14 protein-coding genes are annotated in these 16,321 nt (G+C 64.9%); 7 read left to right on the top strand and 7 right to left on the bottom strand.

Features of this window, described 5'->3' with window-relative positions:
- Window positions 1-3: 3 nt before the first annotated feature.
- Window positions 4-1,365 carry an FG-GAP-like repeat-containing protein gene (locus BS329_RS17920; RefSeq protein WP_143253089.1) on the bottom strand — a complete coding sequence of 454 codons (1,362 nt, stop codon included), beginning with the start codon at window positions 1,363-1,365 and terminating at the stop codon, window positions 4-6.
- A gap of 310 nt (window positions 1,366-1,675) precedes the next feature.
- Between BS329_RS17920 and BS329_RS17925 the strand changes: the two genes are divergently transcribed.
- Both BS329_RS17925 and BS329_RS17930 read left to right on the top strand, forming a co-directional pair.
- Window positions 1,676-2,905: a PDDEXK family nuclease gene (locus BS329_RS17925; RefSeq protein ID WP_076162207.1), complete on the top strand. Its 1,230-nt coding sequence runs from the start codon at window positions 1,676-1,678 to the stop codon at window positions 2,903-2,905.
- Between the two features lie 60 nt (window positions 2,906-2,965).
- The gene (locus BS329_RS17930; RefSeq protein WP_076162209.1) at window positions 2,966-3,214 is read left to right on the top strand and encodes a hypothetical protein; all 249 of its coding nucleotides are present in this window, start codon (window positions 2,966-2,968) and stop codon (window positions 3,212-3,214) included.
- 335 nt (window positions 3,215-3,549) lie between these two features.
- Here BS329_RS17930 and BS329_RS17935 read toward each other — a convergent pair whose 3' ends face one another.
- From BS329_RS17935 to BS329_RS17945, 3 genes are read right to left on the bottom strand one after another with little or no spacing between them, the layout of a single operon-like run.
- Complete coding sequence (locus tag BS329_RS17935) at window positions 3,550-4,248, bottom strand: response regulator (RefSeq protein WP_244197205.1); 699 nt, start codon at window positions 4,246-4,248, stop codon at window positions 3,550-3,552.
- On the bottom strand, window positions 4,218-5,315 hold the full coding sequence (locus BS329_RS17940; RefSeq protein WP_076162213.1) for a hypothetical protein: 1,098 nt from the start codon (window positions 5,313-5,315) through the stop codon (window positions 4,218-4,220). Before BS329_RS17940 ends, BS329_RS17935 begins: the two co-directional genes overlap by 31 nt.
- A complete protein-coding gene (locus tag BS329_RS17945) occupies window positions 5,308-6,462 on the bottom strand; it encodes an ATP-binding protein (protein ID WP_076162215.1) in 1,155 nt (384 codons plus the stop codon). The genes BS329_RS17940 and BS329_RS17945 overlap by 8 nt, the downstream gene beginning before the upstream one ends.
- Window positions 6,463-6,730: 268 nt before the next feature.
- Here BS329_RS17945 and BS329_RS17950 point away from each other — a divergent pair, with 268 nt between their 5' ends.
- The 3 genes from BS329_RS17950 (at window position 6,731) to BS329_RS17960 (ending at window position 9,934) form a co-directional block, all read left to right on the top strand.
- Complete coding sequence (locus BS329_RS17950; protein WP_158075805.1) at window positions 6,731-7,147, top strand: DUF2690 domain-containing protein; 417 nt, start codon at window positions 6,731-6,733, stop codon at window positions 7,145-7,147.
- Window positions 7,148-7,231: 84 nt separating this feature from the next.
- Window positions 7,232-8,380, top strand: a complete 1,149-nt coding sequence (locus tag BS329_RS17955) for a hypothetical protein (protein ID WP_143253090.1) — start codon at window positions 7,232-7,234, stop codon at window positions 8,378-8,380.
- 579 nt (window positions 8,381-8,959) lie between these two features.
- A complete protein-coding gene (locus BS329_RS17960; RefSeq protein WP_244197206.1) occupies window positions 8,960-9,934 on the top strand; it encodes a sugar ABC transporter substrate-binding protein in 975 nt (324 codons plus the stop codon).
- A 364-nt stretch (window positions 9,935-10,298) separates the two neighbouring features.
- Here BS329_RS17960 and BS329_RS17965 read toward each other — a convergent pair whose 3' ends face one another.
- From BS329_RS17965 to BS329_RS17975, 3 genes are read right to left on the bottom strand one after another with little or no spacing between them, the layout of a single operon-like run.
- Window positions 10,299-10,961 carry a response regulator transcription factor gene (locus tag BS329_RS17965; protein WP_076162223.1) on the bottom strand — a complete coding sequence of 221 codons (663 nt, stop codon included), beginning with the start codon at window positions 10,959-10,961 and terminating at the stop codon, window positions 10,299-10,301.
- A complete protein-coding gene (locus BS329_RS17970) occupies window positions 10,931-12,052 on the bottom strand; it encodes a hypothetical protein (RefSeq protein ID WP_143253091.1) in 1,122 nt (373 codons plus the stop codon). The genes BS329_RS17965 and BS329_RS17970 overlap by 31 nt, the downstream gene beginning before the upstream one ends.
- Window positions 12,040-13,182, bottom strand: a complete 1,143-nt coding sequence (locus BS329_RS17975) for a sensor histidine kinase (RefSeq protein ID WP_076162227.1) — start codon at window positions 13,180-13,182, stop codon at window positions 12,040-12,042. The genes BS329_RS17970 and BS329_RS17975 overlap by 13 nt, the downstream gene beginning before the upstream one ends.
- 223 nt (window positions 13,183-13,405) lie before the next feature.
- Between BS329_RS17975 and BS329_RS17980 the strand changes: the two genes are divergently transcribed.
- Window positions 13,406-13,702, top strand: a complete 297-nt coding sequence (locus BS329_RS17980; RefSeq protein WP_143253092.1) for a hypothetical protein — start codon at window positions 13,406-13,408, stop codon at window positions 13,700-13,702.
- A 212-nt stretch (window positions 13,703-13,914) separates the two neighbouring features.
- Entirely contained in the window at window positions 13,915-16,230 is a 2,316-nt protein-coding gene (locus BS329_RS17985) for an SGNH/GDSL hydrolase family protein (RefSeq protein WP_143253093.1), read from the top strand.
- The last annotated feature ends 91 nt before the right edge of the window (window positions 16,231-16,321 follow it).

Consider the following 16,321-nt stretch of genomic DNA (forward strand, 5'->3'; position numbering starts at 1 on the left):
TTCTCACGAACCGGCGCCGAGCCCGTGGATCCAGAGCTGTGGCGGTCCCCAGAATCCGGAGCCGGATGACGTGTCGACGTACCAATCTCCGCCGGAGCGAAAGAAGGTCACCTCGTCGGCCATGCCGTCGCCGTTGACGTCGGCCAAGAACTGGTCCGTGGAACCGCCGCCCTGGCCGTAGGCCCAGTAAGTCGGCTGCCAGAAGCCCGATCCTGACGAGGTCCCGGCTTCCCAGGTGCCCGTGCTGTAGAAGTAGGCGATATCAGCCCGATGGTCACCGCTGATGTCACCGGCAACCTGGTTCGCGCTGTTCATGCCGTGCCCTGCCGACCACTGCCCCGGATAGCCGAAGTTGCTGCCACTCGACAGGCCCACAAACCAGGTACCGGACGAGGCGAAATAGACCGCGGCGTCCGCCCTCTCGTCGCTGTTGAAGTCACCGACCAGTTGCTGGCTGCTTCCGTAGCCGTTGCCTTGAATCCACCGCGTGGGTGGCCAGAACCCACTTCCCGAGGAGGTCGAGACGTACCAGTCGCCGGTATTGGCGTCGAAGGTGACGAGGTCGGCCATGCCGTCGCCGTTGACGTCCGCCAGGAACTGCTTGCTGGTGCCTACCCCCTGACCTTCGGCCCACCGTGTCGGCGACCAGAAACCGCTTCCGGACGACAGCGAGACGTACCAATGTCCGGCGGTGGCGGAGAAGGACACCAGGTCGGCCATGCCGTCACCGTTAACGTCGGCCAGGAAGTACCTGCTCGCGCCGACCGAGTGGCCGAAGCTCCATTGACCGGGATTTCCGAAACCGGAGCCAGTGGAGAGGCCGACGAATGCCGACCCGCTATCGCGGTACATCACGACGGCGTCGGCCCTGTGGTCACCGTTGACGTCTCCCACCAGGCGGGTGCCGACCTTCGCGATGTCGCGCACGTGGATGTACCGGAACATCGACGCCGCGACCCGGCGCTCGTTGTAAGTGCCGTCGTAGCTGTAGTTGTACTCCTCGATCGTGATCGTGCCGTCGCCGTTCACCGCCTCGACCCAGGCGACGTGCCCGGACGATTCGGCGATTGCCCCCACCCCCGGAGTGCCGTTCACGGCGTACCCGTGCGCCGAGAACCAGGAGCCCCAAGTTCCGGCATTGCCGATCGCCCTCGGCATCTCGAATCCGTTGCGCGCGTGCAGCCGCCACGCGACGAAGCTGGTGCACTCACGGTTGTAGTAACCCCACGAGTCGATCGCCGAATCCTGGGCCGTGTTGCGCCACTGCGCCGGATAATCGTCCGTACCCGCTCTGGCCACCGGCGCGAGAACCAACCCCGCGAACAAGGCAATGGCCAGGACAATCAGCATCCGTCTTCGACTCACGACATCCTCCAGTCCACGGAAACCCGACCGAACCAAGTCGCTCGTAAGACCTCACGACGTACACTGCTCGCCTGAAACCAGCCAATCGGCGTAGCGAGCCCAGACCAGGTGGGTCACGCAAGCGACCGCACCGAGAGCCACGAGGAAGTCGACACCAAAGTCCTAAACGGCGGAGCCGAACGGCGAATACTTCCGAAGCAATGATTGCCGCACTGACCTGGCACAACGCCAGTCTCGACCCAGGCTCCGCGTAAGGTAGTAGAAGCAAAAGGTGCCCGTCCTGCGGGCCCAGCAGGCATGAGGGGAGCTGGTGTTGGTGTTCGGCCGCATAGAGTGGGGGCGGTACGAAGGCGATGACATCGAGGCTGTCGTGGCCATGATGCTCAACCGGGAGCACCCCAACTCGGTGCGCATCAATCCGTCCCGAGGCGACGGTGGCGTCGACATCCTCGACCGTGGCGCAGCCGACGGCGGTGACGTCATCTACCAGGTCAAGCGGTATGCGGCTCCGTTAGATGCCAGCCAAAAGAGCAAGGTCGCCAAGTCCGCCAAGAGGCTTCTGGACCCTGCTGTGGTCGACCCGCGGTGGAAGGATCTGAACGTAACCATTTGGCGTTTGGTTACGCCATGGAACCCGACACCGGAAGCCGAGAAATGGCTCCAAGACACGGTGGGGCCATACGGCGTGAAGGTCGTCTGGGACGGCCTGACTGTATTTGATCAGCTGGCCGCGAAGTACCCCGACGTTGTTGACTACTACCTCCACGCCGGGAGATCCGCGATTCAGGAAGCCAATCGCGAAGTGGTGACTCTGATGTCGTTGGGCAGCGGCAACGAAGGCGACCTGACGGTACCCGAGGTGACGGACCGCATCGAACGAGCTCTCCGCGTCCTTGACCACGACCCGCACTACTTCTACGAGTTTCGTTTCGGTCGAGGTCAACCGTCCAAACCGCCGAAGCGTAGTGGCCTCGTCATGACCCAGTATCGGGTTGATCCGGTGGCATCGACCTGGCAGGCAGTCGACGTTATTGCTTACTGCGCAGCGTCCGTCGATGAACGCCCCATCACCATCAATGGCACGCTCAACATCGCGGATGACCCGGAATTCGCGGCAGCCGTCAAGGAGTTCTCCGAGTTCGGTACACCCTTCACGAGCCCTGAAGGTGCCTACAGCGGCACGATCGACGCTCCTGGCGGCCTCGGCGGTGACCTTGTCAACGCCACCATCCGTACCGGCCCTGTTGAGGGCGTAGACCTCGGCTCGAACACCGAACTCCGTCTCGAGATCCTTGATCCTAGCGGCACTATCATCGCTCAAATCGATGTCGATCGGACCGACCGAAGCTCGGGCGCCGCAGGCGTCCGCGTTGTCTTCGCCGAGACACACGACGTTTTCGAACTGACCTTCCGTGGAGACCTCACGCGCAACACAACTAACCTCAAATTCGCCCTGCGCTCCATTGAGCGCATCCCAATCTTCACAGCACTGCCGGCTTTAGAATTCCTGGACGAGTTCCATCACCCGAACGTCTATTGAATCAGCGTCCGGAACACCCCCGGTCATCTCGGCAAGACAGCCGACATCCCGGAATCGCCTGTGACAGCCCTGACCGACCGGGTGAAGTCGCTCGCAAAATATATGCGCCTACTCCACGAACTCCAGCAGCACACCGACACCATCATCACCACACCCAACCTCTCGACGTACTTCGACGACCAGCATAAGATCTGGCATTTCGTCGCAAAAATACTCAAAGGAGAACCAGTCACCGTCACTGCCAACGAAGGCGTGGCCTTCCAGCTTGTCCTGGCACCCGGAACCGCGGCCCCACGGGTACCTTTGTAATTCGATCGCCTCTTCAGGCGCCGGTCGGCAAACAGCTCATCACGTTCGGAACGCTGCTTGCAGAATTCACCGATGCCGAGTTGGTTGGCGAGGCGACATCAGAAGACGGCTACCCGGTATTCTCGTACACGACTCCTGACCGTACGATGCGCTACTTGCCTGACATCAACACCCAAGAGGACTGACGACTCACAGCTATCCTTATCATGCATAAGATGTATGTCCACAGTACCTACTCTTGTGGCCCCGCAAAGTCGGATAACTGCGGGCGTACGCTCATGGCGCAAAGAGCGCCCGTCTGTAACAGCGATAGTCGACAGGCCCGTTGATCGGAGTCAGCTCTCGGGTCTGTTGGCCATGGACCGGTACTCGGTGATGTCGTCCGGTCGGATGAGCCCGTCCTGGATGGCGCGGGCCAGCAGGGCGTCCTTGGTTGACGCTCGGCGGCCTACGGCGGCGTACTTGGTTCGGGCTCGGTCGATGTACTGCCGGACCGTTGCCTCGCTGATGCCCATCCTGGCTCCTACCGAGGCTTTCGACATGCCCTGGAACCAGTGCTTGAGCACGGCGAGTTCTTGCTTGGACAGTGCAGGCCGCACCGGCCGGGTGTCGGCGATCATCGCGCCGGCCGTCGTGGGGGTGACGTAGGGGCGGTCGGTGGCGGCGGCGACGATCGTCTCCACGCAGTGCTCGCGGCTCTCGTCTTTCTCCAGGAATTCCGCACCCGCGTCGAGTACCGCGAGCACGTTCTCTGACTCAGAGTGAGCGGAGAACACCACCACTCGGTGCCCCGCCCCGGTAAGGCTGGCGATCCGGTCGACGATGAGCGTGCCTCGCAGGTTGAGGTCGACCAGCAGGACGTCAGCGGCACCGCCGGGGCCGGCGAGGACTTCGTCGACGTCTGCCCCGCTCGCCACGATCCGTACCCGTCTGCCGGGATCACGGTCGACCCATGCCCGAACGCCGTCGATCACGACCTCGTGGTCTTCGATGACCGCGACGGTCACTTGCCGGTCCAGCTGGTTTGCATCCACAGCAAACTCCCTTCTCGATGCCATTCGACCCGTACCCGTCCTTCCGGCAGCGCGGACGGCGGTTCAGCGGCATCGGCGACCACGCTCAGCTGAACCTCACTCCCGCTGCCCCAGATGGTGATACGGGCACGGGTGCGGGCCGTGCCCAGTACCTCGACGAGCGGCTCGATCAGGTCCCGTCGGTACTCGCCCGGAACCTGCGGTATCTCCCCGGACACGCTCATCCGTACCGGCACTCCCCTGACCTCGGCTACCTCCAGACAGGCCCGCACTTCGTGCAGCAGCGGATCGGGGACCTCATCGGCCTCGAGGAACAGTCTTCGCAGCCGGGCCGCTTCGATAGCGCATTGTCGCTGCACGATCGGGTCAGCCGGGTCGCTGGTCCCGTCGGCGAGACCGGTAAGCACTGCGGCCGCGGTGCCCTGCAAGAACTCGTGCCGCTGGACGCGTGCAGCGTGCGCCTGCTCCGCGGCGATGCGATGCCTCTCGGTTTCGGCCCGTGCCGCTGCCGCGGCCACCGCGCTTTCGACGATCCGGCGTTGCGTGCGCACTCCGTAGGCCAGCGCCACCTGCAGCGCCGCCGAGCCAGCCAGGCTCATCGACAACAACGCCACGTCCTGAAGGTCTGGATCTGCCAGCAGAACCATCCCCGCTGCGGACGCGGCACCGTTGCCCGCCAGCACCACGGCGAGTGGCACCGCCGAACGCCCCCAGCTTGCCAGAACACCGAGCCAACCCACCGCGCCGAACGCCCAGTTCTCGAAGCCGAAGACCCGCCCGTTCGCATCGAGGGCGACCACCACGCTGATCGTCAGCGTCAAGGCCACAATGACCCAGGGCCTGCGCACGACACCGGCGCGGAGCAGCTGCACAGCGCACAGGACGGTCATCGCCGTAAACAGAGCCCACATCGAGGGCGAGACCCACGTCCACCGGAAGTCAGACCATTTCAGCAGCACCGCTGCGGTGTCGAAACCCCCGTGCCACAACCCGACCATGCACACCGTCGCGATGATCGTCCCGCGCTGGTATCGCGCCGCCAGTGACGCACTCGAGTTGTCAGTCACGCCCAGACCATCTCAACGTGACCGCGGTCCCTTGTCCCGGCACGGAATCCACCGAAGCATGGCCTCCGACCGCGGCCAGTCTCCCCACTACGGCCTCCCGCAGCCCGTACTTGTGCGCCGGAACGGCGGCGGGATCGAAACCTCGACCGGAGTCGGAGACAACGACTGAAATCCCACCGACGTCCTGCGTCAGGGTTAGTGTCGCGTGATCAATCCCGGCGTACCTGTGCGCGTTGGCCAAGGCAGCGTGGGCGGCTCCTACGAAAGCCTCCGCGACATCCGGGGGAACCACACAGCACACGACGTCCAGGCGCACTCCCGAAGACCACCCGACACGGCCGGGTACTTCCCGCAGCATCTTGTCGAGCCGCACCGATTCGCCAGTAGCGGCTCCATCGCCTCGAAGATCTGACACCACCCGCAGATCGGAGCGTGCTTGGAAACGCAATCGCGCTGTGGATTCTGTGATAGCCCCGGATCCCACCATGGTCAAGGTGGCGAGCACGGTGTCGTGCAACCGCCGGTCGGCCTCGCGCTCCCCCGCTCGACGGATTCGGTCCGCGTGGGCGCGGCCACGGCTGCGGTGGAATTCATCCAGCTCGGCGTCCGCCGCTCGACCCACCTTGCGCAACAACGCCAGTAGAACCAGTCCGCAGAGGTTTTGCAGCAGGTAGACCCCGGCGTTGGCGATTCCCGACCCGGGCACCGACGCCAGAACCTGGCCAGTGACGTAGGCCGCGACGACCACCATTCCACCCACGAACCCCATGGCGGGCCGGACTCCGATGTGGCCGTAGATGACCCGGGCGCCCACGAGCGCCGAAATCCACGACGCGCCCGTCGGGAGGCCCTCGGGTGAGACCACCCAGCGCTGAAGCAAGCACAGAGCAGCGACTTCTGCGAGGTCGACAGCCATCACGGCCGGCGTCAGTCCACGGCCGACAGCACGCCACACGAAGAACAGCGACCAGATCAGGTTCACCGCGACGGCGACGAGTGCCACTCCCGTCCACGGAGAACTGCCCGCGTCGAACACACCGGCGAACGCACCGGCAATGCCGAGCACGCCGCGCGCGATCGCCGCGCTCCGAAACAGGACCTGGTCCGTGGCGCGACCGGCATCGCCCTTGCTCAGCCCGTCTCTCACTGGCGGTCTCCCCTCCACTGAGCAACCTAGCGCTCCCGGCGGAGCTGTCATGACGGCCGAACGGCTGTCATGAAGTACCGCGTGAGCGACGAGTGACCGCTGTTCGGCTGTCGTGACGGCGCGGAGGAAATGTCCGACGCTGGATCCCGACCGGCGAGACCGACAGCTCGTCGAACTGGTGAAAGTGAGGGATCCTTTGAAAACTCTGAACAGGAACCGGCGCGGCCGGTACCGTTTCGCCGTCGCGCTCGCAAGCACAGTGGCCGCCGTGACGGTCACCGCGACCGCCACGCACGCCGAGGGAACCAGTGGCGGCAGCAACTACTACGACGGCCGCGATCCCACGGCCCCGCCGGCATGTAACGCCAACGCGTCACAGATCGCAACTCGGCCGATTCTCGATCGCACCACGGGGCAGCAAGTTGCGTCCATCCAGATTTTCTACTCGTGGTCGTGCGGTGCGAACTGGATCCGGGTGACGGGAAACCCCTACGGCGGCAACACGACGAAGTACATCGAATCATCGCTGGGCGGCTGGAACAGCGAGTGGGACCCCGGGTACGACTCGAGTTACTCGATGATGGTCTACGCGCCGGGAGCGGCCCACATCAACGGCTACGTCTACTTGTTCGAGCCTGGAATCAACGAGTGGAACTGGAAAGCCGAAGGCTTCTTCTCGCTGTAACCCGCGGGGTGACCGGTCCCGCCGGGACCGGTCACCCACGCAGGCGAGCTCTTCGTTCACCAACACGACTACATCGGAGCCGACGTGAAATATCTGCGCGTAATGGCCTGCGTGCTAGTAACTCTTGCGCTGTCCGCGTTCGCCGGGCGCATCTATGCCGTCAATGAGGGCGTGCTGTACGGGTCAGCCGCGGTCGCGCGTGTCGACGGCATCATCGCGAGCGGTCTCGGGCTTGGGTTGGCCCTGGCGACATTGGCGTTCAGCCGACGACCCGCCACACCGGACGGCCCGGCCACGTTCGCCGACAGGGCGGCCGCCCTCGCCGCCGTCGGGAGCGTCGCCGCCCTGGCCATCTCGTCGGTGAATCTGTTCTGGCCTGCCGAACGGCCGGGCATCGCGAAGCCTGCGTGCGCCGGCGCGCACACCACGAACGTGCCCTATGTGGGCATCACGATCGGACCGGACGGCAACAACAGCCGCAGCGGTCCCGCCCGCTCCTACGCCGCCAACGGACGCTTCGCCAAAGACTGCTCTCTCGGTTTCTCCGCCTACTGCGTCGGTGAACCCATTGGCGAAGCCGCAGCCACGATCCCGGACGTACAGACGTGGAAGGCCAGCCGGTGGCTACTGCTGGCCAAGCAGAATGGTGGTGTCAAGGACCGGCTCGCTCAGTTGTTGTCCGGCGAGACCGCGGGACCGCAGTTCGTCGCAGACGCCGCCGTTGTGCCCGCGACATCGTATGAACAACTTCCACAGGCGCCGGCAGACGTCTGTTCCGCATCCTTCACACCGCCAGGCCGGGCATCGCTGTCCCCGTTCGACGCGCGAACCCAAAAATTCACCGCGACAGCGGAACATGCCGTCAACATGGGGTTCGCCGCATGGACGCCACCAGGACAAGGTTTCCTCGACGAGGACGGCTACCACCAGATCTTCAGCCTGTCGAAACCGGCGGCCGACAACCCTGGCACGACGGTGAACGGTGGGAAGAGCGTCGTGTGGACCTATAAGGAAACGCTGCTGAAGAATCTCCGCCCTAACCGAGCGAAAGCACCGGCACTCGTGGTGGTCATGGCTGTTCCCTGCATCTCCGCCAACCTTCCCGCAGAACCCACACTCGCGGGGACCGCGACCTACGACATAGCCAGCTCCCGTGAACCGCGACCCCAACCCGCCCTCACCGGCTTCGATCCAGGTCGACTCGCCCGCGCAGCCTGCCAAGCCAATGCCTGACCAACAAAACCGCACCGCCCCCCACACATGAGCCCAACCTCCCCGACAGCGTGCCGAACGAGGTGACGCTGCCGCCCGAGTTTCGGTACGTGAACCGGCGACCGGTCCAGTGACGCTTTCACAGAATCAGAACGCGGCCGACTTCGACGATTATCACAATGCCAAGACGATCGAGACCCTGCTGGAGATGGCACGTCGCCAGGTCGGAGTGCACCGCCTGATACTGAAGTACGGCTGATCCAACGCCACCGTCCTGCCCAGCGACACAACCACGGTGATCCCGGGACGTGTCTCCGCGCCACACGACCGCCGCCTACGCCGATGATGTCCCGTTGGTCGCTGCCGGCCAGCACTGCGTTGCTGCGAACACACCACCTCTCTGTCTCTGGCACCCGGTCGTCCTCGGGCACATAATCGGTGCCAGTGGGGGCATGTCGGCTCCTCGCGGTTTCATCGGCCCGGGAGGACTCCACGATGAAGTTGCCGGACCGCGACCGCACTCCGATACGGTTCGCCGTCCTCACCTCGGTCACCGGTGGCCTCGTTCTCGCCGGGGTTCTCGCGATGATCCGTAGCGACGTGCTGATCGCGAAGGTGCCCGCATGGACCCTTCTGGTCGCAGGAGTGCTGGCCGCAGCTCCTCTGCTGCGGCGGGTGCCATCGACCAGACGCACACGTCAGGCATTCCTGGTGACGTCGGCCTTCCGGCAGAAGTACTGGATCGCGGGCTTGGTGCAACGCCTGCACTGCACGCTGGACCGCGCCAACATCGATCTGGTGCTCAAGGTACCCGACCTGGACTACGATTCCGCCGCGCAAGCGCACCACCTGCGCAGGATCCTGGCCGCGCGCCAGCGCTACATCGGCGGAATCATCGTCGCGACCGAAGTACACCGGCTCCGGCCGGACCTCATCGAATTTTGCTCCGACCTGACCTTGCCGGTGGTTTTCACCGACATCGAACCGTTCGACGACGAGGACCACTACCCGGGCAACGCCGCCTTCGTCGGCTACCTCAGTTCGGACCTCGGGACCCTCGCCGGCCGCTGGCTGGTAACCCACCTACGCAAAAACGACAGACAGCGGCCACACGTGCTGATCGTGGCCAGCAGGCAACATCAGGCCCGGCAAAGCCACTGCGCGGCTGTCCTCCAGGCCGACTTGCCCGGCGTGTCGATCACCATCGACGAGACGTGCGCCTTCCATCGCGCACGCGCCTACGAGGCCGTGCTGTCCCATACGCGCCTGCTCACCTCACGGCACGGTCGTCTGGACGCCGTATTCTGCACCAACGACGAGATGGCACTGGGCGCCGTCGATGCCCTCCGAACGATCAACTCCCCTGTCACGACGGACACCGTGGTCATCGGCGTAGACGGAACCACCGAGGCAAGGACCTTGATCGACGCCGGCACGAGCCCCCTGCGAGCCACCGTCGTCCAGGACTCCCACCGCCTCGCAGAAAGTGTTGTTGATGTCCTGGAGAAGATGCACAAGCGCCGCAAGAAAACGAAACGCACCATCCTGGACCCCGAGGTCTACGAAACGAAATAACCGTCGCCTCGCATACAGGAGAACGGCAAGCCTGATTCCAGATGTCGCTTGTAGCCGAACTTGTCGGAGCGCGGCGCCGCTGGCCCGCCTGCCGCCGCTTAAATCCGGACGAGCTCGCTGTGGTGGCCCGGATCCATTTGGCGGCATCAGGGTCGATCGGTTAGCAATTGACCTGTGCTGATTGAGGGTGGTGGGCCAGGTGGTCCTGGAGTTCGCGGTGGTGGGACTGGTAGCCGATGCCCGCTTGCCGGACCAGCCCGGCGTGGTAGCACCAGCGCAGGAACCGCCCGAGCCCGTGACCAAACGCGATCCGGCCAGGATCACGAGCGCGAATCCCGAGTCCGCCGAGAACGCGACGGGACCGTCAAGAGTCGCTGAGCTCAGCCAACGTGATCAGCCCGTCCTCGAGAGCACGGGCCACGAGCTTACTCTTGGTCGGCGCCGGTCTCCCGGCGTGGGCGTACTTCACCCGCGCGCGCTCGATGTAGGTTTCGATAGTGGTGGGTTTGATGTTGAGCATCTGGGCGGCGAGCACCTTGGAAGAGGACGCAAACCACGCGCGCAGCGCGTCGGCTTCTCGCTGAGTCAGCTGTGGCCGGTCGGGCCCGGTATCGCCGGCTAGTGCCCCGCCTAAGGACGGCGGTGTGTAGGCCTGGCCCCGCGCGGCGGCGCGGATCGCCGTGACCAGGTGCTCACTGCCCTCCTTCTTGGTCACGTAGGCCAGTGCGCCCAGCTCGATGCACTGGACGGCTGTCGCGCTGTCCGCTGTCTGCGTGTAGACGACGACTTTCCGGCCCACCTCGGTCAGCCGCCGCAGCTCGCCTAGCTCGTGGTGCCCACGCTCCAACTGCAGGTCGAGGATCACCACGTCGGCGTCCCGGCCGGGGCCGGTCCACAGCCCGGCCGGCGATCCCCCGGCGTCGATGACGCGGATGGGCGGATCGGCTTCGGCGCACCAGCTCTGCACACCTGCCGCCACCACCTTGTGATCATCGGCTATGACGGCTGTGATGGAGTGATCAGCCACGTTGCCTCCGCCCAAGTCACGTTTTGATCAAAGATCGCCCGGAAAGAGACGTTAGGAACAGCTGGGTCCATGACGACGTCCACCGGTGCGCAGTCGCCGACCGCGCCGACCGCCACGAGTCCGGCGCTACCGACCACAGTGACCCGAGCCCAGCTGTTCGCGGTGGCGAGGATCTGCAACGGTCCGTCGGTGAGCGCTCGGCGGACTAGCAGCGGCACGGCCGTCCAGGCCCCCTGGACCTCGAAGTCGACCAGAACACCGCGCTGGTCGGCGAGGTCTATGCAGTGCTCAAGTTCGTGTCGCAACGGGTTGTCCACCTCGTCGGTCTCGGCGAACAACCGGCGCATCCGGGCTGCTTCGATGGCACACGCTCGCCGTACCGCTGGGTTCACGGGCTTCGCGGTCCCGTCAGCGAGTCCCCGCAGCAAGGGTTCGGCGGTATTGGCCAGATCCGCGACCCGTTCACGACGACGGGCGTGCACGGCCTCGGCGACGGCTTCCTCAGCCTGAATGGCTTCCGCGTCCGCTGCGGCTTGGTGGGCTTTCCGGGCGAGGGACCGCGAGGCCGTTGCCCCCAAAGCTGTACCGAACGGGAATCCAAGCGCGCCGACGGCCGCGACCGTGGCATTAAGGATCGACAGCTCAGTCGGCGCTCCCAGCATCATCAACACGACAGTGTCAGCTTCGTGGATGAGCAGGAATCCGACAAGGTAGCCGATGGGCAGATCCAACAACAGAATTGCTCCGAGCCAGCCGGTCGTCCCGTAGACCCAGTCCAAGGCGGTCGTGACAGCGCCCGGGGGGAGAGTCAGTCCGGATGCCCAGGCCGCCGCGTAGGCCGCGGTTACCCCGGCCCAACGGCCTCGGCGCCAGGTCTTTCGCCGCACCAGTAGTACGAATTCGACCATGACCAAAGCGAAGGCGACGGCAAACGCACCGAACTGAGCAACGAGCGAATGATAGGCGCCGAGGTTGCGGAACAGAGCCGCTGTCGACAACACGGCAACCGAAATGACCAGCACCCCGATGCGCAGGCCCCGCAAGAACCGCTGCGTCGTGAGTTCCAAGGTTTCCTCGGTCAGTTGTGGCATGACGACCACCGGAGAGTGATTGTCGTACCCGTGCCGATCGTCGACTGCACGTCGGCGTACCCGTCGACTGCGGCCATCCGGCCCTGGATCGAGCGACGAAGGCCATGTCGCGTAGGCGGAACGGCGGTCGTGTCGAACCCGTGGCCATCGTCAGTGACGACGACCTCGAGGCAAGTTCCCATCTCGTCGCTGGCGACCCGGACGGTGGTCGTTGTCGCGGCGGCGTGTTTACCCACGTTGGTCAGCGCCTCCCGAACCGCTCCGGTCACAGCTTCGGCGACCTGTCCGGGCACGGGCACGACCGGCGGGCACTGCAAATGCAGCGTGGCGTCGCCGAGGACTGCGATGTCTCGCAGGCTGGACAGAAGGTCCCGGTGCTCCGGTGGTCGCTGCTCGAATGTCCCGAGGACTTCCAGGTCCCGCCGTGCTTGCCGGCGCAGGACTTCTTCATCCAGGGACCGGTCGAGACCCACCATGAGCAAAGTCGTGGCGGCTGTGTCGTGTAACGCTGCGGCGGTGGCGCGTTCGTCCGCGCGGGTCGCGGCCGCGACTCGCTGCGCCGTGCGCGCCGCCGCGGCTTCGGCCATGGCCGAGTCCGCGTTCCGCCCTCCCCACTCGACCAGGCTCCAAAGCAGCCGGGCCAGCACCGAGATCGCCAGTGACCAGACGACGGAGATCACACCGAAGGGAGGTGCACCGGGCGGGATGCCGAGCGCCAGACCGATGCCGAGAGCGCCGTGGACGAGGACCGCGAAGAGCGCGCCTCGATGCCACGGCAAGTGATATTGGTACGCCAGGCACGAAGCGGTCAGCAAGGGCACCAGCCACGACTTGCCTCCGGCCAGCCATTCGACGGGGACGACCCACTTCGTGCCGAGTCCGAAGGAGGCCAGCGCCGCCGCGTCGAGCATGCTCACCCAGGCAGGACCGTCACGAAATTGGGCGACGACGTAGGCGAGGCTGACAGCCACCACGATGCCGAGTGTCACCACGGTGACGAGAAACTGCCGGGGCGGCGCGGCTACGACTCCGACCACGGTGATCGGTGGCAGGGCGGAGATCCGGATCCAGGCGGCATACCGTCGTCCGAGGTGAGTGAGTCGCTGAAGCGCCTCACCGTCGCCACCCACCGGTCTCCTCCTCCGCTGCCGCAGCATTCCTGCGTCCGGTCGTTCCCGCCCGACCGGAGTATCGGCGGTGCCCAGCGGACGACTTGTGGGGTGTTCACCCCTCATCTCGGCCGCCGAGGCAGTTGTCGGGCGAAGACCCGACCCAGTGCGGGGCAGCGGCTTCTAGCGTGGGCGGCCCAGATGTTCCGATCGATTCCGGCGGCTCCGCCCCGGGAGAGGAGACGTGATCCAGATGCGAAAGATCGCAAAAGGAATGGCCATCGTGACGATGGCGGCGGCGGCAGCGGCCCCGGTTTCGCTGGCGATCGCCACGCCGGCGTTCGCGCAGAGCAGCTGCAGCGCCGGCACCTGGGGTGGTGTCTGGGGCTGGGGCGACTGCCGCGGATCCGGCCAGTGGCAGCTCAAAGTGTCGTGCACCTGGGGTGGCGACGCCACCAGCGCAGTTCTGTCGGGGCCCGGCCACGTGGACGTGAAGTGCCCGTGGGGCAGTGCCCGCACTGCGTCGATCATCTACCGGTGAGCAGTCCGGGGGCGGCCACGCCGATACCTGGCCGCCCCCGGTTCGCCGCTCATCTCCCGTGATCGTGATGCCGCGGTGCGGTCCTGAGTTTCCGAATGCGGATGACATTCCAACCTCCCGGACCGGGCCATCTGCCCACCGGTCTCACTAGTCGGAGCCTGCCCCTGGCCTGTTACGGGCGCGGTTCCACCTTGCAGCAAAGGAGAACCATCGTGACGAGATCTCACCGCGTCGGCGCCTCGATGTCGGTCGCCGCCATCCTGCTGTTGGGCGTGCTGGTCGGCACGGCACCGGCGCAAGCAGCCACGACCGTCGCTTGGACGCATACCTATACGAGCGGAAACTTGCTCACCAGCAAAGCTGGTGTGACACTCGGCTGTGCTGGCACAGCCACCACCGTCTCGTATGCCCGCGACGGCAGTACCAGTGGCAGCACACCGGGCGCGCCGAACGGCTGCGGGAATGTGCAAGTCGACAAGGACGGCAACAGTTTCGTCTTCACCGGCTCCTACGACCATCAGCCGGTCGTCACCTCATATACCAAGACCGGTGTCCTGCGGTGGCGTGCTGTCATGCCTCGGCTCTGCGCGGATCAGAGCGACACCGAACGCTACCTCGACAACCTGACGGTAGGCGGTGACGGGCACATCTATGCCTCACTCAGAACCGTTAATCCTTGTGGCGACGACGGCGTACCGCACAATTCGCTCGTCAGCTTCACCAACACAAGCGGGGCGCTGCGGTTCGCCACTCAGGACGATCATGTAAACACCGTTCACGGTATCTTTCCTTACCAGAGCGGGCTCTTGCTGGTGCATCCCAGCTCATCGAGCTATTTCAGCTACGACGGCAAGTACCTGTCGTCGTTCCTGAACGGCGAGCACGGCGGTTCCACCGTGTCCGCCGTGACCGCCAGCGGGTCCGCCGTACTGGCCAAGTTCGGCACGCAAGACGGCTGCGTCGAGGGATACACGCTCGACGCGCTCGAGAGCTACGCGGCGTGGGGGCGCAAGTGGCACAAGCCTGCGAACATCGGTTGCTCAGCCGAGATCGCGGTCAAAGCCATGCCCGACGGAGGACTCGTGGTCTTCGCAGCCAGGCGCCGCACCACCAGTCCATACGACGTTTACCAGAGCGAGGTACACCGGTACACGCCCGACGGTAACCAAACCTGGTACATCACCTTGCAACAGCCGCTTACAGCTCCCGCCGAGGATCGCCTGATCGACGTCGACACCACCGGAAACATCCTGCTGGCCAGGCACTACTCGTACGGGGTGACCAACGGCCAGCCGAACCAGCGCAACAACGTGCAGGTCATCAAGGTGACCGACGCCGCGGGAAGCAATAATCATCAGACAGTCGTCGCCGACACGGTCGATTCTGGTCACCCCGGGACCTATGCCGCGCCATCCGCGTCGACGCTGGGCATCGGGAACGGCCAAGTCTACCTTTCAACCTACAATTCTTGTGACTCGGTTCCGAACTGCACACGGCAGCAGGTCTTGTTCGCCTTCGCCGTGGCCGGAATTGGTGTCGATGCCGCCAGGGGGAAGCTCTGGGACGCCGCGTTGGTGACCGCCGCACGACCGTTCACCGCATACGGCGACTCCTACATCTCCGGGGAGGGCGACAACCAGAACGGCTTCGTCGCTGAACGCGGCACGTGCCACGTCAGCAACTCCGCCTGGCCTGCGCGGGTCACCGGCGATATCCGGCTCAACCTGACGTTGACGTGGTTCCCAGCCTGTTCCGGTGCCACGACCACCGACATCCGCCAAGGGAACGGCGCGGACCAGCCACAGCAGTTCTTCACACAGGATTTGAACAGCCCGTCCGGCGTCGTGGCGGTGTCGGCCGGCGGCAACAACATCGGGTTCAGAGATTTGATCGTCGCGTGCATCGTGTCCAACTGCAAGACCCGTGAGCAACAGACCCTCGCCAACATCAGCCGGCTGAGCGAACCGAACCTGCAGACCAGCCTGATTCCGTTCTACAACGATCTAAAAACCGCCGCCGGCCCAGATGCCGACATCTACGTGATGGAATATCCGCTGGTGCTACCCAGCACCTCGTGTTCCACGGCCAACCTGGGTGTGAACGCGTTCGTCACGGCACTCAGGGACAGCCGTTGGTCGTCAAGTCTCACCAGCTGGCTGACGGGGATGGGACTGTCGGCCACACAGGTGCTCGCGGACGCCGACCGAGGCGCCCTGACCTTCGACGCGTCCGAGGCAGCGATCGCGAAGAACATCACCACGCAGCTGAACGCCAAGATCGAATCCGTCGTCACCGCACGACGTGACCCGAAGTTCCACTACGTCCGCGCCAACTACACCGGAGGCCCGTTCGAGGGGCATACTCTGTGCTCCGCGGCGCCGTACTTCAACGGGTTCTTCATCGACGCCGCTCACCCGAGCGCGGTGAAGGAGAACATCTCGATGTCGTACCACCCGAACCACCGTGGAACCGAGGCGTACAAGCAGGTCTTCGTGGACTGCCGCCTGAACCACAAGAACTGCAACTGATCCGACATCTCAACCCGGTACCTCCAGCTCAAGCAACCACGAGCTGGAGGCACTACCACACTCCCGACCTGCTGATTCCCACCACCCCGGC

Origin of the sequence: Amycolatopsis coloradensis, assembly GCF_001953865.1 — a bacterium.
GTDB lineage: Bacteria > Actinomycetota > Actinomycetes > Mycobacteriales > Pseudonocardiaceae > Amycolatopsis > Amycolatopsis coloradensis.

Excerpts from the sequence above, each read along its gene's own strand:
- BS329_RS17970 (WP_143253091.1), bottom strand. The coding sequence starts at position 12,052 with ATGCCACAACTGACCGAGGAAACCTTGGAACTCACGACGCAGCGGTTC.